This is a genomic window from Ruegeria sp. BB5, from assembly GCF_056539405.1.
In genome coordinates this window covers 290,495-311,489 of the sequence record NZ_JBQFUX010000002.1, presented here as the reverse complement: position 1 = coordinate 311,489, position 20,995 = coordinate 290,495, and the positions used below count along the sequence as shown (strand labels likewise).

The 20,995-nt window shown below is 58.6% G+C and carries 27 protein-coding genes; 11 read left to right on the top strand and 16 right to left on the bottom strand.

Going from position 1 to position 20,995, the window contains the following annotated elements; translation table 11 throughout:
- Positions 1-4: 4 nt before the first annotated feature.
- Complete coding sequence (locus tag ACR0DL_RS09555; RefSeq protein WP_170349778.1) at positions 5-613, bottom strand: LysE family translocator; 609 nt, start codon at positions 611-613, stop codon at positions 5-7.
- 78 nt (positions 614-691) lie between these two features.
- Positions 692-1,132 (bottom strand): DUF4399 domain-containing protein, encoded by a 441-nt coding sequence (locus ACR0DL_RS09550; RefSeq protein ID WP_170376221.1) that lies wholly within the window; start codon positions 1,130-1,132, stop codon positions 692-694.
- Between the two features lie 228 nt (positions 1,133-1,360).
- Between ACR0DL_RS09550 and ACR0DL_RS09545 the strand changes: the two genes are divergently transcribed.
- The gene (locus tag ACR0DL_RS09545) at positions 1,361-2,272 is read left to right on the top strand and encodes a LysR family transcriptional regulator (RefSeq protein ID WP_170349776.1); all 912 of its coding nucleotides are present in this window, start codon (positions 1,361-1,363) and stop codon (positions 2,270-2,272) included.
- A 24-nt stretch (positions 2,273-2,296) separates the two neighbouring features.
- Positions 2,297-3,622, top strand: a complete 1,326-nt coding sequence (locus ACR0DL_RS09540; RefSeq protein ID WP_480688802.1) for a methyltransferase family protein — start codon at positions 2,297-2,299, stop codon at positions 3,620-3,622.
- A gap of 169 nt (positions 3,623-3,791) precedes the next feature.
- On the opposite strand, the gene ACR0DL_RS09535 is transcribed toward ACR0DL_RS09540, so the two are convergent.
- Genes ACR0DL_RS09535 through ACR0DL_RS09515 form a run of 5 tightly spaced genes read right to left on the bottom strand, consistent with a single transcriptional unit; the run spans position 3,792 to position 7,475 of the window.
- On the bottom strand, positions 3,792-4,511 hold the full coding sequence (locus ACR0DL_RS09535; RefSeq protein WP_480688800.1) for an SDR family NAD(P)-dependent oxidoreductase: 720 nt from the start codon (positions 4,509-4,511) through the stop codon (positions 3,792-3,794).
- A 48-nt stretch (positions 4,512-4,559) separates the two neighbouring features.
- The gene (locus ACR0DL_RS09530; RefSeq protein WP_170360773.1) at positions 4,560-5,462 is read right to left on the bottom strand and encodes an OmpA family protein; all 903 of its coding nucleotides are present in this window, start codon (positions 5,460-5,462) and stop codon (positions 4,560-4,562) included.
- The gene (locus tag ACR0DL_RS09525; RefSeq protein ID WP_480688872.1) at positions 5,459-6,016 is read right to left on the bottom strand and encodes a peroxidase-related enzyme; all 558 of its coding nucleotides are present in this window, start codon (positions 6,014-6,016) and stop codon (positions 5,459-5,461) included. Before ACR0DL_RS09525 ends, ACR0DL_RS09530 begins: the two co-directional genes overlap by 4 nt.
- Positions 6,017-6,027: 11 nt before the next feature.
- A complete protein-coding gene (locus ACR0DL_RS09520; RefSeq protein WP_480688798.1) occupies positions 6,028-6,756 on the bottom strand; it encodes a GNAT family N-acetyltransferase in 729 nt (242 codons plus the stop codon).
- Positions 6,753-7,475 carry a competence/damage-inducible protein A gene (locus ACR0DL_RS09515; RefSeq protein ID WP_170349770.1) on the bottom strand — a complete coding sequence of 241 codons (723 nt, stop codon included), beginning with the start codon at positions 7,473-7,475 and terminating at the stop codon, positions 6,753-6,755. The genes ACR0DL_RS09520 and ACR0DL_RS09515 overlap by 4 nt, the downstream gene beginning before the upstream one ends.
- Before the next feature lie 52 nt (positions 7,476-7,527).
- Here ACR0DL_RS09515 and sfsA point away from each other — a divergent pair, with 52 nt between their 5' ends.
- Together sfsA and ACR0DL_RS09505 are read left to right on the top strand one after the other, a co-directional pair.
- Positions 7,528-8,235 carry a DNA/RNA nuclease SfsA gene (sfsA, locus tag ACR0DL_RS09510; RefSeq protein ID WP_480688796.1) on the top strand — a complete coding sequence of 236 codons (708 nt, stop codon included), beginning with the start codon at positions 7,528-7,530 and terminating at the stop codon, positions 8,233-8,235.
- 105 nt (positions 8,236-8,340) lie between these two features.
- Entirely contained in the window at positions 8,341-9,483 is a 1,143-nt protein-coding gene (locus ACR0DL_RS09505) for an amidohydrolase (protein WP_254429515.1), read from the top strand.
- Positions 9,484-9,520: 37 nt separating this feature from the next.
- On the opposite strand, the gene ACR0DL_RS09500 is transcribed toward ACR0DL_RS09505, so the two are convergent.
- Positions 9,521-11,209, bottom strand: a complete 1,689-nt coding sequence (locus ACR0DL_RS09500) for a tetratricopeptide repeat-containing sulfotransferase family protein (RefSeq protein WP_480688794.1) — start codon at positions 11,207-11,209, stop codon at positions 9,521-9,523.
- Positions 11,210-11,400: 191 nt separating this feature from the next.
- On the opposite strand from ACR0DL_RS09500, the gene map reads away from it, so the two are divergent.
- Positions 11,401-12,213 carry a type I methionyl aminopeptidase gene (gene map / locus ACR0DL_RS09495; RefSeq protein ID WP_480688792.1) on the top strand — a complete coding sequence of 271 codons (813 nt, stop codon included), beginning with the start codon at positions 11,401-11,403 and terminating at the stop codon, positions 12,211-12,213.
- On the opposite strand, the gene ACR0DL_RS09490 is transcribed toward map, so the two are convergent.
- From ACR0DL_RS09490 to ACR0DL_RS09475, 4 genes are all read right to left on the bottom strand, one after another.
- On the bottom strand, positions 12,201-12,380 hold the full coding sequence (locus ACR0DL_RS09490) for a hypothetical protein (protein WP_480688790.1): 180 nt from the start codon (positions 12,378-12,380) through the stop codon (positions 12,201-12,203). The genes map and ACR0DL_RS09490 overlap by 13 nt on opposite strands.
- A gap of 24 nt (positions 12,381-12,404) precedes the next feature.
- The gene (locus ACR0DL_RS09485) at positions 12,405-13,040 is read right to left on the bottom strand and encodes an HAD family hydrolase (RefSeq protein ID WP_480688788.1); all 636 of its coding nucleotides are present in this window, start codon (positions 13,038-13,040) and stop codon (positions 12,405-12,407) included.
- Positions 13,041-13,126: 86 nt separating this feature from the next.
- On the bottom strand, positions 13,127-13,684 hold the full coding sequence (rsmD, locus tag ACR0DL_RS09480) for a 16S rRNA (guanine(966)-N(2))-methyltransferase RsmD (protein WP_170349763.1): 558 nt from the start codon (positions 13,682-13,684) through the stop codon (positions 13,127-13,129).
- Positions 13,681-14,892 carry an NAD(P)/FAD-dependent oxidoreductase gene (locus ACR0DL_RS09475; RefSeq protein WP_480688786.1) on the bottom strand — a complete coding sequence of 404 codons (1,212 nt, stop codon included), beginning with the start codon at positions 14,890-14,892 and terminating at the stop codon, positions 13,681-13,683. The genes rsmD and ACR0DL_RS09475 overlap by 4 nt, the downstream gene beginning before the upstream one ends.
- Positions 14,893-14,992: 100 nt before the next feature.
- On the opposite strand from ACR0DL_RS09475, the gene ACR0DL_RS09470 reads away from it, so the two are divergent.
- From ACR0DL_RS09470 to ACR0DL_RS09455, 4 genes are all read left to right on the top strand, one after another.
- Positions 14,993-15,478, top strand: a complete 486-nt coding sequence (locus tag ACR0DL_RS09470; protein WP_480688784.1) for a redoxin family protein — start codon at positions 14,993-14,995, stop codon at positions 15,476-15,478.
- Between the two features lie 103 nt (positions 15,479-15,581).
- A complete protein-coding gene (locus tag ACR0DL_RS09465) occupies positions 15,582-15,827 on the top strand; it encodes a glycine zipper 2TM domain-containing protein (protein ID WP_058282649.1) in 246 nt (81 codons plus the stop codon).
- An 11-nt stretch (positions 15,828-15,838) separates the two neighbouring features.
- On the top strand, positions 15,839-16,186 hold the full coding sequence (locus ACR0DL_RS09460; protein WP_226689088.1) for an EF-hand domain-containing protein: 348 nt from the start codon (positions 15,839-15,841) through the stop codon (positions 16,184-16,186).
- 15 nt (positions 16,187-16,201) lie between these two features.
- Positions 16,202-16,513: a hypothetical protein gene (locus tag ACR0DL_RS09455; RefSeq protein ID WP_170360788.1), complete on the top strand. Its 312-nt coding sequence runs from the start codon at positions 16,202-16,204 to the stop codon at positions 16,511-16,513.
- Here the strand turns inward: ACR0DL_RS09455 and ACR0DL_RS09450 are convergent.
- The 4 genes from ACR0DL_RS09450 to ACR0DL_RS09435 are packed head-to-tail and all read right to left on the bottom strand — an operon-like array spanning position 16,510 to position 19,252.
- Positions 16,510-16,803: a 4a-hydroxytetrahydrobiopterin dehydratase gene (locus tag ACR0DL_RS09450; protein WP_170349758.1), complete on the bottom strand. Its 294-nt coding sequence runs from the start codon at positions 16,801-16,803 to the stop codon at positions 16,510-16,512. The two genes, ACR0DL_RS09455 and ACR0DL_RS09450, sit on opposite strands and share 4 nt — an antisense overlap.
- Positions 16,800-17,987, bottom strand: a complete 1,188-nt coding sequence (locus tag ACR0DL_RS09445) for a GNAT family N-acetyltransferase (RefSeq protein ID WP_170360790.1) — start codon at positions 17,985-17,987, stop codon at positions 16,800-16,802. Before ACR0DL_RS09445 ends, ACR0DL_RS09450 begins: the two co-directional genes overlap by 4 nt.
- 45 nt (positions 17,988-18,032) lie before the next feature.
- The gene (locus ACR0DL_RS09440; protein WP_480688782.1) at positions 18,033-18,800 is read right to left on the bottom strand and encodes a glycerophosphodiester phosphodiesterase family protein; all 768 of its coding nucleotides are present in this window, start codon (positions 18,798-18,800) and stop codon (positions 18,033-18,035) included.
- Positions 18,797-19,252, bottom strand: coding sequence for a RidA family protein (locus ACR0DL_RS09435; protein ID WP_480688780.1), 456 nt, complete (start codon positions 19,250-19,252; stop codon positions 18,797-18,799). Before ACR0DL_RS09435 ends, ACR0DL_RS09440 begins: the two co-directional genes overlap by 4 nt.
- A gap of 337 nt (positions 19,253-19,589) precedes the next feature.
- On the opposite strand from ACR0DL_RS09435, the gene ACR0DL_RS09430 reads away from it, so the two are divergent.
- Complete coding sequence (locus ACR0DL_RS09430) at positions 19,590-20,360, top strand: MlaA family lipoprotein (RefSeq protein WP_170361207.1); 771 nt, start codon at positions 19,590-19,592, stop codon at positions 20,358-20,360.
- Positions 20,350-20,958 (top strand): MlaC/ttg2D family ABC transporter substrate-binding protein, encoded by a 609-nt coding sequence (locus ACR0DL_RS09425; RefSeq protein WP_170349755.1) that lies wholly within the window; start codon positions 20,350-20,352, stop codon positions 20,956-20,958. Before ACR0DL_RS09430 ends, ACR0DL_RS09425 begins: the two co-directional genes overlap by 11 nt.
- Positions 20,959-20,995: the final 37 nt, after the last annotated feature.

Here is a 20,995-nt window from a genome sequence, read left to right as displayed (position 1 = left end):
AAGGTTACTCGGAAAGCGCGAGCTTGACGCCCAGCGCACCAAACGCGGTTGAGAAACACCGCTTGATCCAGGTCATGACGGATGGTCGGTGAATGACATAATCCCGCGCCAGCGCCGCGCAGGCTCCGTATCCAACAAAGACCACAAAGGTCAGTGCCATGAAGGCAAGGGCGAGCTTGATCAGTTCCAGCCCTGCGTTCGCCGTACCTGCCGGTAAGAACTGTGGCAGGAAGGCCAGAAAGAACAAGGATAGTTTGGGGTTCAGAACATTGATCAAAGTTCCGGTCACCGCGATTTTGACGTGGCTTACCGAGGATTTCTCGGCATTGACCTCCAATGCGCCGCCATCTTTGAGAATCCCCCAAGCCATATAAAACAGATAAAGGACACCCAGATACTTGATGAGCTGAAACGCCAGCGCGCTGGTATGCAAAAGCGCGGCAAGCCCGATGATACTGGCAAGCGCTGCCGGAACGATTCCAATTGTACATCCAACTGCGGCCGCAAGGCTGGCGCGAAAACCGCGCCCAAGACCAACGGCCAGCGTGTATATCACACCGGTCCCGGGCAATAGCACCACAATTAGAGATGTCAGAAAAAACTCAAGCGACATGCCGCCTCCAACTTGTTCCGAGGCAGAGTTTCCGACAATCAAATTAATGTAAACCGTTTTCGCTGGCAGTTCTGGTGACTACTCCACCGTAATCGTAATCACCTCGGACACAATTGGTGTTGCATGCGGCACGTGCCCTGCATCGCCCAACACTAGTTGCAGCGTGTGTTCACCGGGGGCAAGGTCCAGCGTCACTTCGGTCTGACCGCCACCAAAATGCAGGTGATTGTCGTCTGCGGGCAAACCATAGGCCAGCTCATCTGCGCCGTCTTCGCCCTCACCTAGCGGTGGGCGGTCAATCAGCAAATGATGGTGACCGGTGTTTTCCTTCTCGGTCCCAGCCGGGGCCACGCCCATGCCGCTAAGACCAAAGACCACCGTCACAGGGGACTTGACGGTATCCCCGTCCGCCAGATTGACGAAATAAACCTTTGCTTCGGGGTTGGATGGCGTTTCTCCACCGGCCAACGCAAGGGTTGCGGACAGGCACAGGGCAGCAAGGGCGAAAAAGGCTTTCATGATCTCCTCCGTGGTCACAAATTTGCCATTCTCATCTTAGCATATTCGCGCCAATGCCCCTAAACCCTTTGTCTTTTTTGGGGTGTAGTCACCTTGGAAACTATTGTTTCCGCGTTTCCCATCTGCAAACGATAGCAATTAAATCCCTGATATTATCCCATGTCTGCCCCGTTTCCGCCCAGATTGGGCGCCAAAGTCAGGCAGAGACAAAACACCCGGGGAACGAGTATGGACCGACTGACCGAAATGGAAGCCTTTGCCAATGTGGTGGATCAGGGTGGGTTCACCGATGCGGCCAAGAAGATGGGTATTTCTAAATCTGCAGTATCAAAGCATGTATCAAGCCTTGAGGCACGGCTGGGCGCACGATTGCTGAACCGCACCACGCGTCGGGTATCCCCGACCGAAATCGGGCTGGCCTATTACGACCGCGCGCGCCGCGTACTGAATGACGCGGGCGAAGCGGATGCGCTGGTCACCTCAATGCAATCGGCACCTTCTGGCTTGCTGCGAATCAGCGTGGCGACGGATTTCGGGGTGAACCATCTGTCGCCGGTGCTGTCGGACTTTTTGGCCGCGTACCCGGATATCACCGTGAATATGGTTCTGAACAACCGTTACGTGGAATTGATTTCCGAAGGCTTCGACGTCGCCGTACGCATTGGTGAGCTTGAGGACAGCACCCTGCGCGCACGTAAACTGACCGAAACCGTGAAACGGATGGTCGCCGCGCCCAGCTATATCGAGAAATTCGGTCGTCCGCAGAAAATCGACGATCTGAATGAACACAAGCTGCTGCATTACTCGAGCCAATCCTCGGGCAATGTCTGGAGGTTGACGGCACCGTCAGGTGAAAAAAGACAAGTGCGCACCGCCGGTTGGCTCAGCGTGAATGACGGTCAGTCGCTGTTGAACGCGGCGATCTCGGGGCTGGGGATCGCGTATCTGCCCAGCTACCTGTATGCCGAGGCGCTGAAATCCGGCGAGGTACTGGATGCGATGCCGTCATTGCCCGATGAGGTGCAGGGTATCTATGCCGTCTATCCACCCGGCCGCTTCACGCAGCCCAAAGTACGCGCGTTCATCGATTTCCTGGTTCAGTCCTTTGCGGAAAAAGGCCTGATGGATTGGGTGGACTGACCCGATGCTCAACAGGCTGAACAAATGAATACAGCTATTCAGACCGAGAATAGCACCGAGCACGCCGATGGCGACGCACGTCCTGCATCGTCAACAGGGTCGAAAACGCCCCCGGTTTCAGCCGTAAGCGAAATCACTGGCCTGATTGGCGTAGTCGGCCTTTTTGCAGCAACATTGGCAGCCGTCTATTTCGACACGCCGTTGTTGCAGTCCATTCAGTTGTTGTTGGCGGGTGCCGCGCTTCCGATGATTGTGTCGTCTATCCTGCTGGACAAGGCCCATTTGCGCGCCTCAACAGGATTGGATTATAGGCTTAGGAGGCACTCTTCAGATGTTGTCTCAATCACGGTAACAAAGACCCTGGGCCTTGGGGCGACCTTTTTCGTCATCGCCATGGCCTACCAGATCATTCCGACCTACGACTCGTCGAAATACGAGCTGGTTCGCGCACTGACCCTTGCGTGGTTTCCTATAATTTGGATTCTGTCCCCAGCTTATATTGCCTTCACCACCCGCCACATGGTCGAGCCGCGCGACGAACTTTGGCACTTTGGTAAGCTGATCACCCTGCAGCTTTCCGTCGTGGATTCTGACAAGATCAAAGACCATTGCAGGACATGGCTGGTCAAAGGGTTTTTCCTGGCCTTCATGATCACCATCCTACCGCAGATCGTCAGTTTCGTGACCAACGCGGATCTAGAGAGCTTTTTTGCCGATCCAGTGTCGCTCATCCTGCTCTTGATCCAGGTTTCCTTTCTTGTGGATGTGTGCATCGGGTCGATTGGCTATGTCTGCACGTTCCGGGTTCTCGATTCACATATTAGAACTGCGAACCCGTATCTGTCTGCCTGGGTCGCTGCGCTGGTGTGTTATCCCCCCTTCGCGTTGATGACCGCTGGCGGCCCGCTCGACTATCGCGCAGGCACGCAATCATGGACGGATTGGCTGTCGGATCAGCCTGTGCTTTTGATTGTTTGGGGCGGCGTAATTCTGTTGCTTGCCATAATCTATGCCTGGGCAACCGCTGCGTTCGGGCTTCGTTTTTCGAACCTGACCCATCGCGGGATTATCACGACCGGGCCGTTTCGCTATTCCAAGCATCCTGCCTATCTGTCCAAAAACATCATGTGGTGGATGCTTTACATGCCATTTCTTTCGGCCGTCGGACCAGCGGCCGCCCTTCAAAGCTGCATTTTGTTGTTGGGGGTGAATGCACTGTATTACGCGCGCGCCAAGACGGAAGAAAAGCATCTTATGACCGACGAGGACTATCACGCCTATGCTGACTGGATCGCGGAAAATGGCCTGATTGCGCGCTTGCGAAATCAACGTCGCAGTCAGAAACCCTGACGGTCAGAGCCAACCGAAGGCGATTAGTCTAAGAACAACCACAGATCGTCTTCGTTTTGTCGACAAATCGTCTCTTTTGCCAGTGACAGTGCAAGTAACAGGAAATATCTCCCCCGGTGAACCTCGACGGCCCGCGCATCAGTGCGGGTCTTTTTTTCTTGATTGTCTTTTAGAAACGCTCGACCCAAGGACGCAAGGTCAGCTCGTTGCTCCAGGCGGATCGGTCCTGATGTACCAAATGCATGTATTCCCGCGCGATGGCGTCCGGGTCCAACATGCTGTCGGGGTTGTCCGTGGCCTCAACCCGTTCCGGACGGGACGCATTGCGGATGCCACCGTCGATATTGACCCACGCCACGTGGATGCCTTTGGGGTGCAACTCGCGCGCCATGGATTGCGCCAATCCGCGTTGTGCAAATTTGCCCATGGCAAAGGGTGCGGACAGCGGAAAGCCTTTGACCCCAGCCGAGGCACCGGTGAACAGAATCGTTCCGCGCCGGTTGTCCCGCATCGGCTGGTCCAGCATGCGGCGGGCAGCGGCCTGCCCTAACAAAAAGGCCCCGTGGGCCGTTACTTCAACCGCCATGCGTACCATTTCGGGGTCCAGATCGGTGATGGGACCACGCTGCCGGGCCGAGGGGTTGTAACAGGCCACACGCAATTCACCCGGCAGATCGGCGACCAACGCCGCCACGCCCGTGGCATCCGTACCGTCCAGCTGATGAAGCGTCGCACCCGTTTCGGCAGCCAGTGGTTCCAGTTTCGCGATATCGCGCGCGGTCAAGTGCAGCGCATATCCATCCCGCGCCAAGGCCCGCGCGAATGAGGCCGACAGGCCTGCCCCCGCGCCGATGATCAATGCCTGAGGGGTTTGTGTCTGATCGGCCATGGCGGGCTCCTTCACTCTTGGTCCTCTCACTGACCTAAGTCGGTGCGATCAATTGACCAGCAATACGGCCTCAACCCGGCGATTCAGGTCGCGCCCTTCGGCGGTCGCGTTTGACGTCAACGGCGCCAGATACCCAATCCCCCGCGCCTCAAGCCGGTCGGCGGCAACCCCATGCGCCTCGATCAGGCGGGTTCGCACCGCTTGCGCCCGACCCGTGCTAACCGAGATGTTAGCATCCAGCGCGCCGGTATCATCTGTGTGGCCCACCAACGCCAGCCGCGTACCCGGATTGTCGGCCAAATACCCGGCAATCAAATCCAGAGAGGCAAAGGGCCCGTCACCCAGCGTGATCTCACCGGTACGGAAATGCAGGTCGTCCAGAATCACATGCCCGTTCTGGGCCAATTCGCTCAGCAGGCCGTCCGAACCACTGACCGTTTCCTCGATCACCAGCGGTGGTGGAGCAGCGACACCAACCGGGGTGACACGGATCATCTGCACATAGCCGCTGGGCGGGTTGCGGCTGACCAGCAGGCTCAGCACCTCATCCCCGCGCGTGGCAGCCAAGAAGCGGTAATCCTGGATCGAGACATACATGTCGGGGGTCGGCACCACCTCGGTTCCGAAGCGAAAGTCGAATCCGCCGCAGTTCCGAGCTTCGCATTCGAACAAGACCTCATAGCCCTGCGCGATGATCTGTTCACGCAATGGCGCCAACAATTGCAACGTGGTGCTAGAGCCCGATTGCACACGCCATGTGATGCGCTCAACCTGCCCTTCGACGTGGCGCACGGGCAGGCTGCCATCGGCAAAGGGACCAGTTGGCAGATCGTAACTGTCCAAGGGGCTGACACGGTCGCTGAGCTGGCGCGCGCCGCTAGGCAGGGTCAGGTCTTGCGCGGCAAGCGGTCCGGCCAGCAACACCAGGATCAGAAAGGCAATTCGGGTCATCGGGCCTGCGTGTGATATTCGTCGTTCGGGGCCATGGCCGTAGCACTGGCAACCCGGTTCGACATGTTGAAAAATCCGGTGACATTGGCAAGGTCCCAGATATCCCGGTCTGTCAGCCCGACATCCCGTAGGTGTTGGCGATCGGGCTCTTCGATCTCGGCGCTGGAAGTCGTCATTTTGGCGGCGAAATCCAGCAGCGCGCGCTGTCGCGGGTCCAGTGGCGCCACACGGTAGTTCATCACCAGCATCTCACCCAGTTGTGGATCGCCCGACAATTGCCGCACCGCTGCGCCATGGGCCACAAGGCAGTAAAAGCATTTGTTGATCGCCGACACGACCACGGCGATCATTTCCCGTTCCAGCTTGCTCAGCCCACTGTCGCCCAGCATCAGATCGTTATACGTCGTCGTAAATGCGTTCAGCTTGTCGATATCAAACGCATAGGCCCGCAGCACATTCGGTACAAAGCCCAGCTTTTCCACACAGATATCAAAATATTTCTGCGTCTCGGGCGGCAGCGGGTCCACCATCGGCAAATTCAGCGCGGTGGGCATATTCTGGTCGGTCACGTCAGGCTCTCTCCTTGGACAAGCTGACGGTAGTGGTATTCGCCGACAATCTCCATCCCAAGTGCGTGATAAAGCCCGTTGGCCGCAGCATTCGCCTTGGTGCAGATCACGCTGAGTGTTTCGGCACCGTTTTCCTGTGCCCAAAAGGCTGCTGCGCGCATCGCCCAGGCACCCAACCCGTGTCGCCGGTGCTGCGGCAGAACCTCAAGCGCGTGAACCATCGCAACACCGTCCTGTATCGCGACAAATACAGTACCGGCGGGTTGATCGTCGCGGCGCAGCAGCAGCCCTGTTTTTAGGCCTTTCACCCGATCCATCACGGAAACCCGCGCCGGGCCAATTCCCCCCTGCGCCCAGATTTCACGCATGATCGCAAGGGGTTCCGGCGTGGGAAAGACCATCACGCGCGGGATCGGTGTATCGGTGAGGAGGCCTGTCGGACAGGCATAGATGTTAACCGGATCCAGAACCTCATACCCGCGCGCGGCAAGCTGAGCATCCAATGCCTCATCCCCCGGACGCAGACAGAACAGGTGCTTTTGCCCCATCGCCTGCATCGCAGCCTCGGCACCGTTGATATCAGCTTCGGTCGCCGGACCCAATGCACTGGCCGCTGACACCCGCGATCCGCCGCCCTGCCCTTGTCGCAGCTGAAACGGACCCAGCCGTTCATAGCCCGCAGCGGGCCAGGTGCCGTCAACGATGTCGGACCAGTTGACGCTCACAGATCAAGCTCTTTCGCCAACCGGGTGACAGCCGCGTCGATCCGTGCCCCGTCTGTGCCGCGCACAACCACGTTCGCCCCAAACACGCCGTTGATCTGGTACGGGTAGCTGCCGATGGACAGGTCCGAGAAATCTTCAGCTAAGGCGGACAGCGGTCCCGCGATATCACCCTCACCACGTTCTACGCGCAGGGTTTGCGACAACAACGGGCTGCCACCGGTCAGGCCGGGCAACACGCTGGCAACCATCGCCTGAAACACCGAGGGCACCCCGGCCATCACATGCACGTTCTGAATGGTGAACCCCGGCGCGGTCGAAACCGGATTGTCGATCAGCGCCGCCCCGTCCGGAATGCGCGCCATACGCAGGCGGGCCGCGTTCAACTCCTGCCCGGATTTGTCATAGCGGGCCTGCAACAAAGCGCGCGCATCCTCGCGCACGTCGATAGGCGTGTCGAACGCACGGGCAATGCTGTCGGCGGTGATATCGTCATGGGTCGGGCCGATCCCACCGCTGGTAAAGACATTGTCATAGGCTTCCGACAACGCCTTGACCGCCGTTTCAATGGCGGATGCGTCGTCGCTGACAATGCGCACCTCTTTCAGATCGATGCCATGTTTGGTCAGTTCACCGGCGAGGTAATGCATATTCGCATCTCGGGTGCGGCCTGAAAGGATTTCATCCCCGATCACCAGCATTGCAGCGGTTGGATTGGCCATGGCGCGTGCCTCCCTCTTGATCGACCTTTGGGGCAGGTATAGGCCCTGAGGCATGAAATTTGAAACCCCCCTTGTCCCCGCCCGCCTGATCCGACGCTACAAACGCTTCCTCGCCGATTGCACGTTGGAGGACGGGCGCGAGGTGACCGCACACTGCGCCAATCCGGGCTCAATGATGGGTCTGGCGGAGCCGGGCGAGAAAATCTGGCTTGAGCCCAATGACGACCCGAAGAAGAAACTGAAATACGGCTGGCGTTTAGTCGATCATGAAAATGGACACTTTACCGGGGTCGACACCTCGGTTCCCAACAAAGCCCTGCGCGCGGCACTGGAAGCTGGTGAGATTCAGGAACTTGCTGCCTATAGGACCGTCCGCCCCGAGGTGAAATACGGCGAAAACAGCCGCATCGACTTTTTATTGACCCAACCGGGCCTGCCAGATGCCTATGTCGAGGTCAAAAGCGTCACCCTGTCTCGCCAACCGGGACTGGCCGAGTTCCCGGACAGCGTCACTGCGCGCGGCACAAAACATCTGGGCGAATTGGCGGAGATGGCGGCGCAGGGGCACCGCGCGATCATGCTGTATCTGGTGCAGCGCACCGATTGCGACCGGTTCGCGCTGGCCGCGGATATCGACCCAGCCTACGCGGCCGCGTTCGAGGTCGCGCAGGGGCAAGGGGTCGAGCGGCTGATTTACGGCACGCGCATTGCACCCACCGAAATCACGGTCGGCGAAAGGATTCGAGCGCAACCCGGGTAAGGCCGGATTTTATCTGTTGCACCCGTTGCCATTTCCCGGTCCGCGCGTTTGACTATGCCCGGGTCACCCGCACCAACGATTTACTAACCAGTCAGGGGAACGCACTTGGAGTCCAATCAAGAAAAGCTAGTTGCCTTGCGGCAAGATTTTCACCGCTTCCCGGAACTTGGGTTCGATGAGACACGTACCAAGGCCAAAGTAGCGGAGTTTCTGCGCGACCTTGGGCTGGACGTTCACGAAGGCGTCGGCGTCGTGGGGGTGTTGAAAGCGGGTACAGGCAACCGGGCCATCGGGCTGCGCGCTGATATGGATGCCCTGCCAATCCATGAGACCAGCCAGCACGATTACCCTTCGGAGACCGACGGCGTGATGCATGCCTGTGGGCATGACGGCCACATGTCGATGTTATTGGGCGCCGCGCAGGAACTGGCTGCTGATCCCAGCTTCGATGGCACCATAGTTTTTTTGTTCCAGCCCAATGAAGAACATGGGCTCGGCGCGCGGGCGATGATTGATGAAGGGATTCTGGAACAGTTTCCGGTGGACGAGATCTATGCCATTCACAACCTTCCCGGTGCCCCTGTCGGGCAGATATCGACGCGGACCGGGTTGATCTGTTCCTCAGAAAGCCTGTTCGAGATTGCCATCACCGGTCAGGGGGGTCATGCCTCGATGCCGCAAGCAGGGCGCGATGCGATCACCATTGGCGCGGACATGGTGCAGGCATTGCAGACCATCGTATCGCGCAAACTTGCCCCCGGTGCCGGGGCCGTGGTGTCAGTGACCGAGTTTCTGACCGATGGGCAGCGCAATGTTCTGCCGGGACATGCGACCTTGAAAGGCGACGTCCGCGCCCGCAGCCCCGAAGACCGCATCACTATCGAGGGCCTGATGCGCGAAATCGCACGCGGTGTGGCCATCGCCCACGGGGTCTCGGTCGATGTCATGTTCAACACGGAATTCATCGAAACAATCAATGCCGAGGAACCCACACAGGCCGTTGTTCGGACCGCACAATCCATCGGCGCCGACACCATCCCCGACCGCCAGCCCATGAGCTTTTCCGAAGATTTCGCCCATTTCAGCGCGGCCGTTCCGGGCTGTTTTCTGCTGATGGGGAATGGCGAAACCGGACCGCATGGGCAACCGCTGCACTCCAGCGATTACGATTTCAATGATGAATTGCTACCCTTGGGGGTCGATTTCTGGACTGCGCTTGCGCGCGATCGTTTGCCCGCAAGGGACTGAACCGAAGCGGCCCCAATGGTTGAGGGCGCAACCGGTTTTAGGCTTGCTGTTCCTCAGCATCGCCTGGCGCATCCAGAAACTCTGCCCACAACTCGGCATCCAGTCCGTTCACAAACGGCTCGAACTCATCTGTCACCGCCTGCCAGCCCCCGACCGAGGCGGCATTGACCGGCTTGCGCGCCTGTAGGTTACTGGCCGTCTTAATCGCGTTCGGGGACTTGTCCGGTGACAGCATCGCTTCCTCAAAGGGCAAACCGCAGGCCTGAGCCAGTTCTTTTGCGGTTTTTTCCAGATTGCCAACCAACGTCTCATACCGAATGTCGTGAATGCGCCCGGGCAGTACCTTGTGCCAGTGCCGCATATAGCGCTGATACCGGTTGGCCTCGGCCGCCATCCAGTCCAGGTCATGGGTGAAATACAACCCGCCCGCGCCAAAATTCGCGCGCCACATGGACAGCGCGACATCGCGCGGGTCTCGCAGCACGTTAATAATCACGGCATTGGGGAAAGCTTGCGCAATCTCACCCAAAAAAGCGTAGTTGCCCGGTGCTTTGTCCACAAAAGCCACTGCGCCATCTGTCAACGAAGGCAGCTTACCCATGTAGAAATCGGCCAGATTATGAGCCTCGCGCCATTCGGGTGGTTGCGCTTCGGCCTGTCTGGCCCATTGGTGTACTGATGCCAGCTCACCCAAACCTTGAACAGCAGAGTGACGGCCCAGAATACGCTCGACCAGCGTGGTGCCCGACCGGGGTAGACCAACCACAAAAATCGGCCGGGTACCGCCCTTGGATGGTTTGGGCTGGGCAGCGGGCAATGGCGCAGCCAGCCGTTTATCGCATTCCTGCACGCTGCGTTCTTCCCAAGAGTCAAACCCTGCACGCTGCATCAAATGAGCCTCAGACAGGTGCTGCATTTCAAGCGGTGTGTTCTTTTCGCGGCGTGCCAGGCTGGCCGCAGCAAAGCAAACCATCACAGCATCCTTAGGGTTTGGCACGCCGCGCTCCAGCGCAGCTGCGATCTGCGTCTTCAGCGTTGCGGCATCCTCGAAGGTCAGGTTGGGCAACCCCGCCATCATCTCAAGCGCCTCGGGGTGACCAGGCGCTAGCACCAGGGCTGCGCGTAGGTTCTTTAACACCTCGCCAAGCTGGCCCAAACCCAACTGAGATCTGGCAAGACGTAACAGACCGGGAAGAAATCGCGGGTTTTTTTGAACCAGCGTATTCAACATGTCTACAGCACTATCCCATTGCTGCAACGCGTCCAGAATGTCCGCCTTCAGAATTTGCGCATTCACATTGGCGGGTTCGCGCTTCAGGACTTGTTCGATTGCTACAAGGGCCATTTCCGCTTCTTGCTCTTGCAGCTGGGCCAACGCCTGAATGAACTGCTGCGCCGGGCTGAGAGGACCACGTGCGCTAATTTTTTCCAGAAACTTCAAGGCAGCAGCCGGTTCGCCGCCTTGAATCAAGCTCAGACCATAGTTCTGGATCAGTTCGGCATTGCCGGGGTCCAGCCGCCAAGCGCGTTCAAAATACATCTGGGCCTGCTTGAAGTTCTGCTGCTGAATTGCGCACAGACCGGCAATTCGGGGCAACGCCGCAGCCTTAGGCCATTTCTTGGCCGCCTTGGTGGCGCGTTTAAAGGCCTGATCCAGCCGACCAGCCTGGAGAAGCGCGCTGATATTGGTGATCTCGGCCCTCAACTGGTCTGCTTTTCTTTGCATTTGCACGCCTTCTCCTGTTTCGCGCACCCGCGCAGCCTTGCTTTGTGCTAGTTGAAAATTACCTGAGGGTCTATATGCGATCAGGTACCAGACCGGGCGCGGACTTGACATTACGACCCAACGCCCTCTGGTACTTTCTGCACAAGCAGCGTAAAAGGAGTGCTGCGCGAAACATTTGGAGCCTCGCATCCATGAAAGAACATCGTGGCCGTCTGACCAAGGATGGCATCCGCATCTATGAACAGGGTGACTTTGCCGGCATGCACGCGGCAGGGGCACTGGCTGCGCGGATACTCGACGATATTGCGGATCATGTCTTTCCCGGCCAAACAACCGGTGAGATCGACCGCCTGATCACTCAGATGGTCGAGGATGCAGGCGCAACGTCGGCCACCATCGGCTACAAGGGCTATCAGCACGCAAGCTGTATCAGCGTGAATCATGTGGTCTGCCACGGCATCCCAGGCGACAAGCGCCTGAAGGATGGCGACATCCTGAATATCGACGTTACCGTCATCGTTGACGGCTGGTTCGGCGATACTTCGCGCATGTTCGTGGCCGGTAAACTGCCCCGCAAGGCAGAGCGTCTGATTCAGGTGACCCATGATGCGCTGTTCAAAGGCATTGAGATGGTCAAGCCGGGCAACTCCTTCGGCGATATCGGCCACGCGATTCAGGCTTATGTCGAGGCGCACCGGATGAGCGTTGTCCGCGATTTCTGTGGCCACGGGTTGGGTCGTGTGTTCCACGCCCCGCCCAACGTGCTGCACTATGGCCGTCCGGGGACCGGAGCGAAGCTGGAAGAAGGCATGTTCTTCACCATCGAGCCGATGGTCAATCTGGGCCGCCCCGAGACCAAAACGCTGGCCGATGACTGGACCGCCGTGACCCGTGACAAGTCACTGTCGGCGCAGTTCGAACATTCGGTGGGTGTCACGGCAGATGGGGTTGAGATCTTTACCCTGTCACCGGGCAACAAGTTTCACCCAACCTATTCGTCCTGATTGATGGCCTGATCGCGCAATAGCTTCAGCAGCAATGTCTCATCCCGCCACGGCGTCACTGCGTCGTGGATGAATACCGGTGCGCGCATGGGATTGCGTTCGGGGCCGGTAGTCGATTCCGTATCCTTTGAAAGGGTCCAGATCGGGGGATTTAAGGTACGGTCCATGCCCCGAATGCTAGCACGTCCGGGTCAGATTCCCAAAAGCGTCGGGACCTCGGCCATATCGGTAAAGACTTCGGCCCCAAGTTCCGCCAGCTTCTCGCCCTGCCCATGCGGCGCGTAGGCCAGACAGCGCATGCCCGCGCGTTTGGCTGCCATTACGCCGTTCTGGCTGTCTTCGATCACCACTGGTGCGGTGGCCCCGAATTGATCGGCGGCCGTCTGGAACATGACCGGATCAGGCTTGGCGGTTCCCAAGACATGGGCGGAGTACATTGCGCCGCTAAAACGCTCCCACAAACCGTTCTGGCCCAGAGTGATCTGCATTTTGTCGGGACTTCCATTTGACGCCACACAGAAGGGGATGCCCTTGGCATCCAACGCGGTCAGCAGTTCCGGAATACCCGAAACCAGTTCCACGCCCTGCCGCAAACGATCATAGGTTTCTGCATAAACCTCATCGACCCAATCTTCGGGCAGGTTTGCGCCCAGCGCGCTGGCCTTGTCGCGCACTCCGGTCATTGTACCCCCAAGAAAGAACGCAACACTGTCTTCCAGCGTCAAGTTCAGCCCATACCGTCCAAGATTGTCGACCAGCACCTGATTGGACAGCGGTTCACTGTCCACAAGAACACCGTCGCAATCGAAAATGACCAGATCGTGCATGCCTGCCCTCGTTGTTTTGCACTGTGCCTAACCAACCGTGCGCGCAGGTGCAAACCGGGTGTCAGCAGAACCTTGCCCGCAGGGTTTCAGCCTGAAACATTTCGCCACATCAACGAGATATGCGTGTCACCGTATTTCCGGCTGTCCTGCAGGTCGAACCCCTGCGGAGCTGCCATGGGGCTGTTTTCCTCCCACACGATCAGCGCGTCGTCGGCGATCCAGCCATGGGACAGGGCAGCGATGGCCTTTTGCCCCATGGATTTTCCATAAGGCGGATCCAGAAAGATCAGATCATAGGGCGCGCCTGAATTTTCGCCCAGCCGCGTGGCGTCCCGGCGGATCAAGGTTGTGCGATCGGCACTGCGGGTCAGGTCGATATTCTTGCGGATCAGCCCCTGCGCCACCCGCCCGTCATCCACAAAGGTCACCTGTGCAGCGCCACGCGACAGCGCCTCAAGCCCCAGCGCGCCGGTTCCGGCAAACAGGTCCAGAACGCGCAGCCCGTCAAAGTCGATTTGATGACCCAACACGTTGAACAGGCTTTCGCGCACCCGGTCGGTGGTGGGGCGCAAATGAGCGCCCGCATCCCCTTTGCCGACCGACGCCAAGGCCCGGCCCCGGAACTCTCCGGCGATGATCCTCACGCCTTGAGCAGCGGTTTCAGATCCGCGTCAGGGTCGGCGACCACGGCCGGATCAGCGGTTTTGCCCGCCTCAATCAGGCGCTTGCCAACCATATACGCGCGCGGATCATTCATCGCGTCAACGGCGATCAGCTGATCGCCGTTGTAGTACCAGAAGGACACGGTCTGACCGTCACCCTGACGGGTCACCACGCGGTCATAGCCGGTGTTCAGGCCCGCGATCTGCAGTTTGACGTCATACTGATCCGACCAGAACCACGGTGTCGCCACATAGTCCTTGGCTGCGCCCAGCATGTTTTGGGCCACGATCTCGGCCTGATCAATCGCGTTCGGCACGCTTTCCAGACGAATACGGGCATCGCCATGTGGGAAGGACGCGCAGTCGCCTGCCGCCCAGATCGCCCGATCAGAGGTTCGACCATGCGCATCGGTCTTGATGCCGTTCTCCAACTCAAGCCCTGCGATCTCGGCCAGTTGGGTTGATGGGACGATGCCGACACCGACAACAACAAAATCAACCTCGATCTCGGTGCCATCGGTCAGAACCGCACCAACCACCTTGCCGTTGTCGCCCACCAGACGATCCAGCCCGACACCTTCGCGGATATCGGCGCCATATTCACTGTGCAATGCGCGGAAGTAATCGCTGGTCTCGGGCGCGGCGACCCGTTGCAGGATGCGGTCGGCCATTTCGACCAAAGTCACCTTGACCCCGCGCTTGGCGCAGACTGCCGCGGCCTCAAGCCCGATATAGCCGCCGCCCACGATCAGGGCGCGCGCGCCGTCTTTCACGCGGGGCTCCATCTCGTCGATATGGGCCAGATCGCGTACTACGTGGACACCTTCAAGATCACCGCCAATCGCGGCAGGCAGGTAGCGCGGGTCCGACCCGGTGGTCAGGGCCAGTTCGTCATATGCGATGACCTCATCCCCTACGGTCACGGTTTTGGCCTGCGGATCAATCGCCGTCACGCGCTGACCCAAACGTAGGGTAATATTGTTCTCGGCATAGAAACTTTCGGGCCGCAGGAACAGGCGCTCCAGCTCCATTTCACCCAGCAGATAAGCCTTGGACAGCGGCGGGCGCTGATAAGGCAGATGCGGCTCGGCCCCGATCAGAGTGACGTCCCCTTCGAACCCGTCTTTGCGCAGCCTGGCAACAAGCGACGACCCCGCCTGCCCGGCACCGATGACGACAATATGGCTCATGTTCCTCCCACCGTGTCGAATTCCCGTGGTCTCATCCACGCGACCACCTATATTGCGGCTAAGCCCGACTCTGCAAATCCAAACGACAGGAGCTTAAAAAATGATTTCAAAAGGTGAGACACTGCCCGACGCCACACTGACGCAACTGGGCGCAGACGGCCCCGAAGAGGTGCGGATTTCAGACAAAACCAAAGGGCGCAAAGTGGTGATATTTGCGGTGCCCGGAGCATACACGCCGACCTGCAGTTCGGCCCATGTGCCCAGCTTCATTCGCACCAAAGACCAGTTTACCGCCAATGGCGTGGATGAGATCATCTGCGTTTCGGTCAACGACCCGTTTGTTATGAAAGCCTGGGGCGAGGCCACAGGCGCGGCCGATGCAGGCCTGACTATGCTGGGCGATGCCTCAGCCGAATTCACCAAGGCCATTGGCATGGAATTCGACGCCCCGCCCGCCGGACTATATGCCCGTTCCAAACGCTATGCCATGCTGGTCGAAGACGGCAAGGTCACTGCGCTGAACCTGGAAGAAAGCCCCGGCACCTGCGAGATTTCGGCAGGCGAAACTTTGCTGGACGCGATCTGATCCTGCGCGCGGCCCTGGGTCACCTCGGGGCCGCAAACGCATTTAACTTGATGCAACGCCCTGATCAGCCAATAGTTGTGGCATACAATCAGGGAGTTCATTGATGAAACTGAAAGTATTCACTCTATTACTGGGCACAGCGGGGGCATTGGCCGCCTGCGGCCCGGCACCCACCCCTCAGCAACAGGCGGCGCGGCAGCATGAAATCGCATGTCTCAGCGGATCACTGGGCGGTGCATTGATCGGCGGCGCGATCGGCAACCAATTCGGTGGTGGATCAGGTAAATCCATCCTGACTGCGGCAGGCGCAGCCGCAGGCGCGATTGAAGGCAACAGATACGCATGCTGAGGAGAGCCGAGATGACACGTGGAATTTTGATTGCTGCGGCCCTTATACTGGCCGGTGCGGCCACAGCCGAGACCGTGGGCGAGTTGCATGAAAACGAACTGAAGGCCATCGACAAGAACAATGACGGCTTCTTGTCCCGTGATGAGTTCGATGCCTTTTCCGATTATGCCTTTCAGGAAATGGATGACGACAAGAACGGCACGCTGGGATTGGACGAAGCCAAGCCGTTTCTGGACATAAAACAGTTTCAGGACGTTGACCGCGATAATGACGACTTTATCTCTCGGGCGGAATACGACGCGCAGATGAACGACGATTTCAACGCGGCGGATAAGAACGGCAACGGTCAACTGGACTAGCAACAGGAGCGCACGATGAACAAATGGATCCGTTTGGGTGCGCTTTTACTGGTGGCGGCCTGCGATGTACCGCAGGCGCCGGTTGTGAACGGACCGGACGGGCAGACATTTATCCAGATCAACACTTCCGGGCTGACCTGCTATAACACCAAATGTCTGGATATTAATCCGGCAGCCCGCAGTGTGCGCCAAATCGGCAATCGGACGACGCAAATTCCTGGCAATATCAACGTCAGCGACGGAACCGTGACACCTGATGAGTTCCGGCAATTGGGTATTGCTGCATCCCTGGCCGGCGGCGAAGGCTCGCAGAGCGACAGAGGCTAAACCAGGCTGTCCATCTTGCGCGCCAGCTTGGCATCCAGCGCCGAAATGCCACCGACGTCATGGGTGGCCAGCGTCACCTCGACCGTGCGGTAGACGTTGGACCATTCGGGGTGGTGATTCCACTTTTCGGCAAAAATCGCCACCTGCGTCATCCAGCCAAAGGCATGCACGAAATCTTCGAAGATAAAGGTCTTGGTGATCGCATCCCGGTCTTCGACCATGGTCCAGCCGTTGTTGAACAGCGGGTCCAGAAGCGGTCCGCGGGTCTCGGGCGACAATAGTTCGGTCATTGCTGTTCCTCCGGGTTCGATTTCCTGAACGGGCCGTATTCCGTCAGAATCTCAATCTCTTGTCCCACTGCGTGGGCCTCGGCGTCCAGATATTTCTTGATCGCATCGGCAAAGCCGGGGTCGGCGACCCAATGCAAGCTATACGTGCGCATGGGAAGATAGCCCCGCGCCAGCTTGTGTTCGCCCTGCGCACCGGCCTCAACACGGGCCAATCCTTCTGCAATGGCAAAGTCGATCGCCCTATAGTAGCACAATTCAAAATGCAGACAGGGGTGATGTTCGACGCAGCCCCAATAGCGGCCATAAAGCGTTTCGCGCCCAATAAAATTCAGTGCCCCGGCAATCGGATAGCCATCCCTCTCTGCCAGAACCAACGCCATATCGTCAGTCATGGTTTCCTGAGCGATATCAAAGAATTGTCGCGTCAGGTAAGGCGATCCCCACTTCCGCGCGCCGGTATCCTGATAGAACCGCCAGAACGCATCCCAATGTTCAGGGCGCAGATCATCACCGGAATAGGTGTGAATTTCTCCGCCAAATTCGCAGGCCTGCGCGCGTTCCTTACGGATATTCTTGCGCTTGCGCGAGGACAGCGCGGCCAGAAACCCATCAAAATCCGCATATTGGCCGTTAAGCCAGTGAAACTGCTGTGATTGACGCAGCAACAGACCCATCTGTTCGCCCGCCAGCGCTTCGTCCTCGGTGCAGAACGTGGCATGAACCGAAGACACCCGGTTATCGGCTGCAATCTGCACGGCCCCTTGCACCAGGGCCGACATGCCCGGAACCTCGTACCCCGGTCGCACCAGAAACCGCCGCCCGGTGGCCGGAGTGAACGGTACCGCGATCTGCAGTTTGGGGTAATACCGCCCGCCTGCGTTTTCATAAGCATGGGCCCAGCTGTGGTCGAAGATGTATTCGCCTTGACTGTGCGATTTGGCATACATCGGCGCGGCCGCGATCAGCATCCCATCCAGATATGCGGTCAGGTATTGAGGCTGCCAGCCAGTGCCCGGCCCAACCGAACCGCTGTTTTCCAGCGCCAGCAGGAATCGATGCGTGGTAAAGGGATCTAGCGGTCGACCACCGTCGGCGGCCTCGGGGCAGGCGCAGGCATCCCATTCGGTCGCAGAAATCTGCGAAAGCGATCTCAGAACCTGAACTTCGATTTGCGCCTGATCCATGTGCCCTCCGCGTCTGATCTTTATCTGTGACACCGAGGGGCAGGTTCAACCCGGATGTGGGGCCAAATACCCTTCGAAGGTCACGTTATCGGCAACCCTTCGGGCCTGAGCCTCTTGCTCGGCCGAGCGTACGGTCCAACACAGAACCGGCACGCCGCGCGCTTTCAATTCGGCCACGCGGGGGCGGGACAGATCGGCGACCTCATGGCTGATAAAGCTGGCACCGACCCTGTCAAAATCGGGTATGTCGCGCAGGCGATCGCAGACCTTCTGCGGCAGCAGCTCGACCTTGGGCTGGTAAGAACAAGTCACCAACCCGCGCGGCAAATGGGGGGCAAGACGCGCCAGTTCGGCCACGCTGTTGGGATTGAAAGACATCAAGGCCACCGATCCGTCATACCCTTGCAAGGCCCGCACTGCGTCAGCCTCAAGTGATCCGACATTGGGACCCATCGCGCCGTCCTGATCCTTGAACTCGATCAGCAGGGGAACCTTGCCGTCCACCAGTGCAAGCACGTCGTCCAGCGTCGGAATACCATCATCAGCATGCAGCAGCTGCGTCGCTTGCGCCTGTGTCGCCGTCACCTGCTGAATAGGGCCGGGCTGCCCGGTCAGGCGTGTCATGTCGTAATCATGAAACACCATTGCCCGGCTGTCCGAGGTTCGCTGCAAATCAATCTCGATCCCGTACCCGGCCTCGACAGCCGCACGGATGGCCGCCCGGCTGTTTTCCGGGCGGTTATCCGAAAAGTCATGCAGCGCCCGATGCGCAATCGGGGCCTGCAGGAATACGGACGGCAAGGACGGTGTCATTGAACCTCGAAAATACCTTCGATTTCGACGGCCACGCCCAGCGGCAGTGCCGCGGCGCTGACGGCCGAGCGGGAATGACGGCCAGCCTCGCCCAGCGCCTCGACCAGGAAATCCGACGCCCCGTTGATCACCTGGGGCTGTGCTGTGAAATCGGCGGTCGAGTTCACGAAACCGGTCAGCTTGATCACTTTCACCAGCTTATCGATGTCACCGCCACAGGCTGCCTTGACCTGCGCCAGCAGATTGATGGCGCAAACCTTCGCGGCAGCGGCACCGGCTTCGATTTCCATGTCATCGCCCAGCTTGCCGGTGATCAGATCGTCATCCTTGGAAATCTGGCCCGAGACATAGACGATGTTGCCCACCCGAACGAAGGGTACATAGTTCGCCGCCGGCGCAGGCGCGTCCGGCAGGGTGACGCCCAGGCTTTCCAGTTTTGCTGCGATGCTCATGAAGTTTCCTCCCAATCTTTGAGTCGGGGCGAAGCTAACCGGGAAGACCGGGATCGGAAAGTACGAAAACGGGGATAGACGACCCAGAGCGGTCAGCGTAACTCTTCCTATGCCGAACAGTTGAACCTGTACCACTTTACGTAAGTACGTCGCACAGGTTAAACGCTTTTTGTTTCATACTGGTTGCGAAACGTATATGTGACATCGGATTGGGCCATGCTATGTGGCCACGGGCAGTATTGATTGACAGTTCGGGCGTGTGGAACCCGAACGTTTAGGAGTGGCAAAGACCGTGTTGAGCAGACCCCGCCTGAAGCACCTTATCGTCCTGTCCGTGATGGCGGTCCTTAGCGCCTGCGCCACGCGACCGCCGGAGGGGACCCCGTCGAATGAGGTGTTCGATCCCTATGAGAACACCAACCGGGGCATTCACAAATTCAACCTGGGCGTTGACCGGTTTCTGTTCCGTCCGGCCTCGAAAGGCTATGTCAAGATCGTACCCGATCCGATGGTGACAAGCTTTAACCATTTCGCTGAAAACCTGACGATGCCCGGGCAGGCGCTGGACTACCTATTGCAAGGCAATGTCAAACAATCCGGCAACGCTTTGCTGCGCTTTGTGGTCAATACCACTGTGGGCGGCTTGGGCCTGTCTGACCCCGCTGCCGAGTTGAACTTGCCGCCGGTGGATACCGATTTCGGCGAGACCCTGCATGTTTGGGGCGTTGGCGAGGGCGCTTATGTCGAACTGCCTTTCTATGGCCCGTCAACCCAACGGGATGCGATTGGTGTTGTAGTCAATCTATTCTCGAATCCGATCAATTTCACACCGGTCCGTCCGGTGGACAATATCGGCGTATATGCCGAGGTCGTCCGCCGCATGGGTGATCGGGGCCGGTTCTCGGATACGGTGGATTCAATCCTGTATGAAAGCGCCGACAGCTATGCGCAGGCACAGACAATTTACATCCAAAACCGCCGCTTTGAACTGGCACGCGACGATGAGGACGCCTATCTGGGTCTGTACGATGACCCTTATGCAGATATCGGGACTGACCCAGTCAGGGACCCCTACCTAGACCCCTACGAGGACCCCTATGCCGAATAACCATCTGAACCGACGTGGTTTTATTGCCACTGGCCTAGCCAGTGCGATGCTGACCGCCCTGCCCGCCTTTGCCCAGACCGAGGCCAGCGCCAAGGCACTGGTTGTCAGTGTCGTGGACGATATCAACCGCGTGATCGCCTCCGGCAAATCCGAAAAGGCGATGATCCGCGATTTTGAAAAGATCTTCGTGCAATATGCCGATGTGCCGATCATGGCGCGCTATGTGCTGGGGGCCGATGGCCGCTCAGCCAGCCCCTCGCAGATCAAGCAATTCACCAAAGCGTTTCAAGGCTATATTTCCAACAAATATGGCCGCCGCTTCCGCGAGTTCATTGGTGGCCAAGTCACTGTTCGCAATGCCCGCAAAATCAAGGCGGGCTACGAGGTGCGCACCTCGGTCAAGTTGCAGGGGTCTTCCCCGTTTGAGGTGACATTCCTGGTGTCGGACAAATCGGGCCGCGACAAGTTCTTCAACATGTTCATCGAAGGGGTGAACATGCTGCTGACCGAACGGACAGAGGTCGGCGCCATGCTGGATGCGCGTGGGGGCGATCTGAACCGCCTGATCAAGGATATGAGCCGAAACAAGCTCAGCTGATCCGGTTCACAAATGAAAAAGCGCCGCGCGATTGGTT

Bases quoted from the DNA above. Each gene is read 5' to 3' on its own strand.
- ACR0DL_RS09425 (WP_170349755.1), top strand. From the start codon at position 20,350: ATGCCGAATAACCATCTGAACCGACGTGGTTTTATTGCCACTGGCCTA.
- ACR0DL_RS09545 (WP_170349776.1), top strand. From the start codon at position 1,361: ATGGACCGACTGACCGAAATGGAAGCCTTTGCCAATGTGGTGGATCAG.
- ACR0DL_RS09540 (WP_480688802.1), top strand. From the start codon at position 2,297: ATGAATACAGCTATTCAGACCGAGAATAGCACCGAGCACGCCGATGGC.
- ACR0DL_RS09470 (WP_480688784.1), top strand. From the start codon at position 14,993: ATGATTTCAAAAGGTGAGACACTGCCCGACGCCACACTGACGCAACTG.
- ACR0DL_RS09460 (WP_226689088.1), top strand. From the start codon at position 15,839: ATGACACGTGGAATTTTGATTGCTGCGGCCCTTATACTGGCCGGTGCG.
- ACR0DL_RS09525 (WP_480688872.1), bottom strand. From the start codon at position 6,016: ATGCCCACCGCGCTGAATTTGCCGATGGTGGACCCGCTGCCGCCCGAG.
- ACR0DL_RS09530 (WP_170360773.1), bottom strand. From the start codon at position 5,462: ATGACCCGAATTGCCTTTCTGATCCTGGTGTTGCTGGCCGGACCGCTT.
- ACR0DL_RS09440 (WP_480688782.1), bottom strand. From the start codon at position 18,800: ATGACACCGTCCTTGCCGTCCGTATTCCTGCAGGCCCCGATTGCGCAT.
- ACR0DL_RS09465 (WP_058282649.1), top strand. From the start codon at position 15,582: ATGAAACTGAAAGTATTCACTCTATTACTGGGCACAGCGGGGGCATTG.
- ACR0DL_RS09450 (WP_170349758.1), bottom strand. From the start codon at position 16,803: ATGACCGAACTATTGTCGCCCGAGACCCGCGGACCGCTTCTGGACCCG.
- ACR0DL_RS09435 (WP_480688780.1), bottom strand. From the start codon at position 19,252: ATGAGCATCGCAGCAAAACTGGAAAGCCTGGGCGTCACCCTGCCGGAC.
- ACR0DL_RS09485 (WP_480688788.1), bottom strand. From the start codon at position 13,040: ATGCACGATCTGGTCATTTTCGATTGCGACGGTGTTCTTGTGGACAGT.
- ACR0DL_RS09430 (WP_170361207.1), top strand. From the start codon at position 19,590: ATGGCGGTCCTTAGCGCCTGCGCCACGCGACCGCCGGAGGGGACCCCG.
- ACR0DL_RS09535 (WP_480688800.1), bottom strand. From the start codon at position 4,511: ATGGCCGATCAGACACAAACCCCTCAGGCATTGATCATCGGCGCGGGG.
- map (WP_480688792.1), top strand. From the start codon at position 11,401: ATGAAAGAACATCGTGGCCGTCTGACCAAGGATGGCATCCGCATCTAT.
- sfsA (WP_480688796.1), top strand. From the start codon at position 7,528: ATGAAATTTGAAACCCCCCTTGTCCCCGCCCGCCTGATCCGACGCTAC.
- ACR0DL_RS09500 (WP_480688794.1), bottom strand. From the start codon at position 11,209: ATGCAAAGAAAAGCAGACCAGTTGAGGGCCGAGATCACCAATATCAGC.
- ACR0DL_RS09550 (WP_170376221.1), bottom strand. From the start codon at position 1,132: ATGAAAGCCTTTTTCGCCCTTGCTGCCCTGTGCCTGTCCGCAACCCTT.
- ACR0DL_RS09515 (WP_170349770.1), bottom strand. From the start codon at position 7,475: ATGGCCAATCCAACCGCTGCAATGCTGGTGATCGGGGATGAAATCCTT.
- ACR0DL_RS09555 (WP_170349778.1), bottom strand. From the start codon at position 613: ATGTCGCTTGAGTTTTTTCTGACATCTCTAATTGTGGTGCTATTGCCC.
- ACR0DL_RS09475 (WP_480688786.1), bottom strand. From the start codon at position 14,892: ATGAGCCATATTGTCGTCATCGGTGCCGGGCAGGCGGGGTCGTCGCTT.
- ACR0DL_RS09490 (WP_480688790.1), bottom strand. From the start codon at position 12,380: ATGGACCGTACCTTAAATCCCCCGATCTGGACCCTTTCAAAGGATACG.
- ACR0DL_RS09455 (WP_170360788.1), top strand. From the start codon at position 16,202: ATGAACAAATGGATCCGTTTGGGTGCGCTTTTACTGGTGGCGGCCTGC.
- ACR0DL_RS09445 (WP_170360790.1), bottom strand. From the start codon at position 17,987: ATGGATCAGGCGCAAATCGAAGTTCAGGTTCTGAGATCGCTTTCGCAG.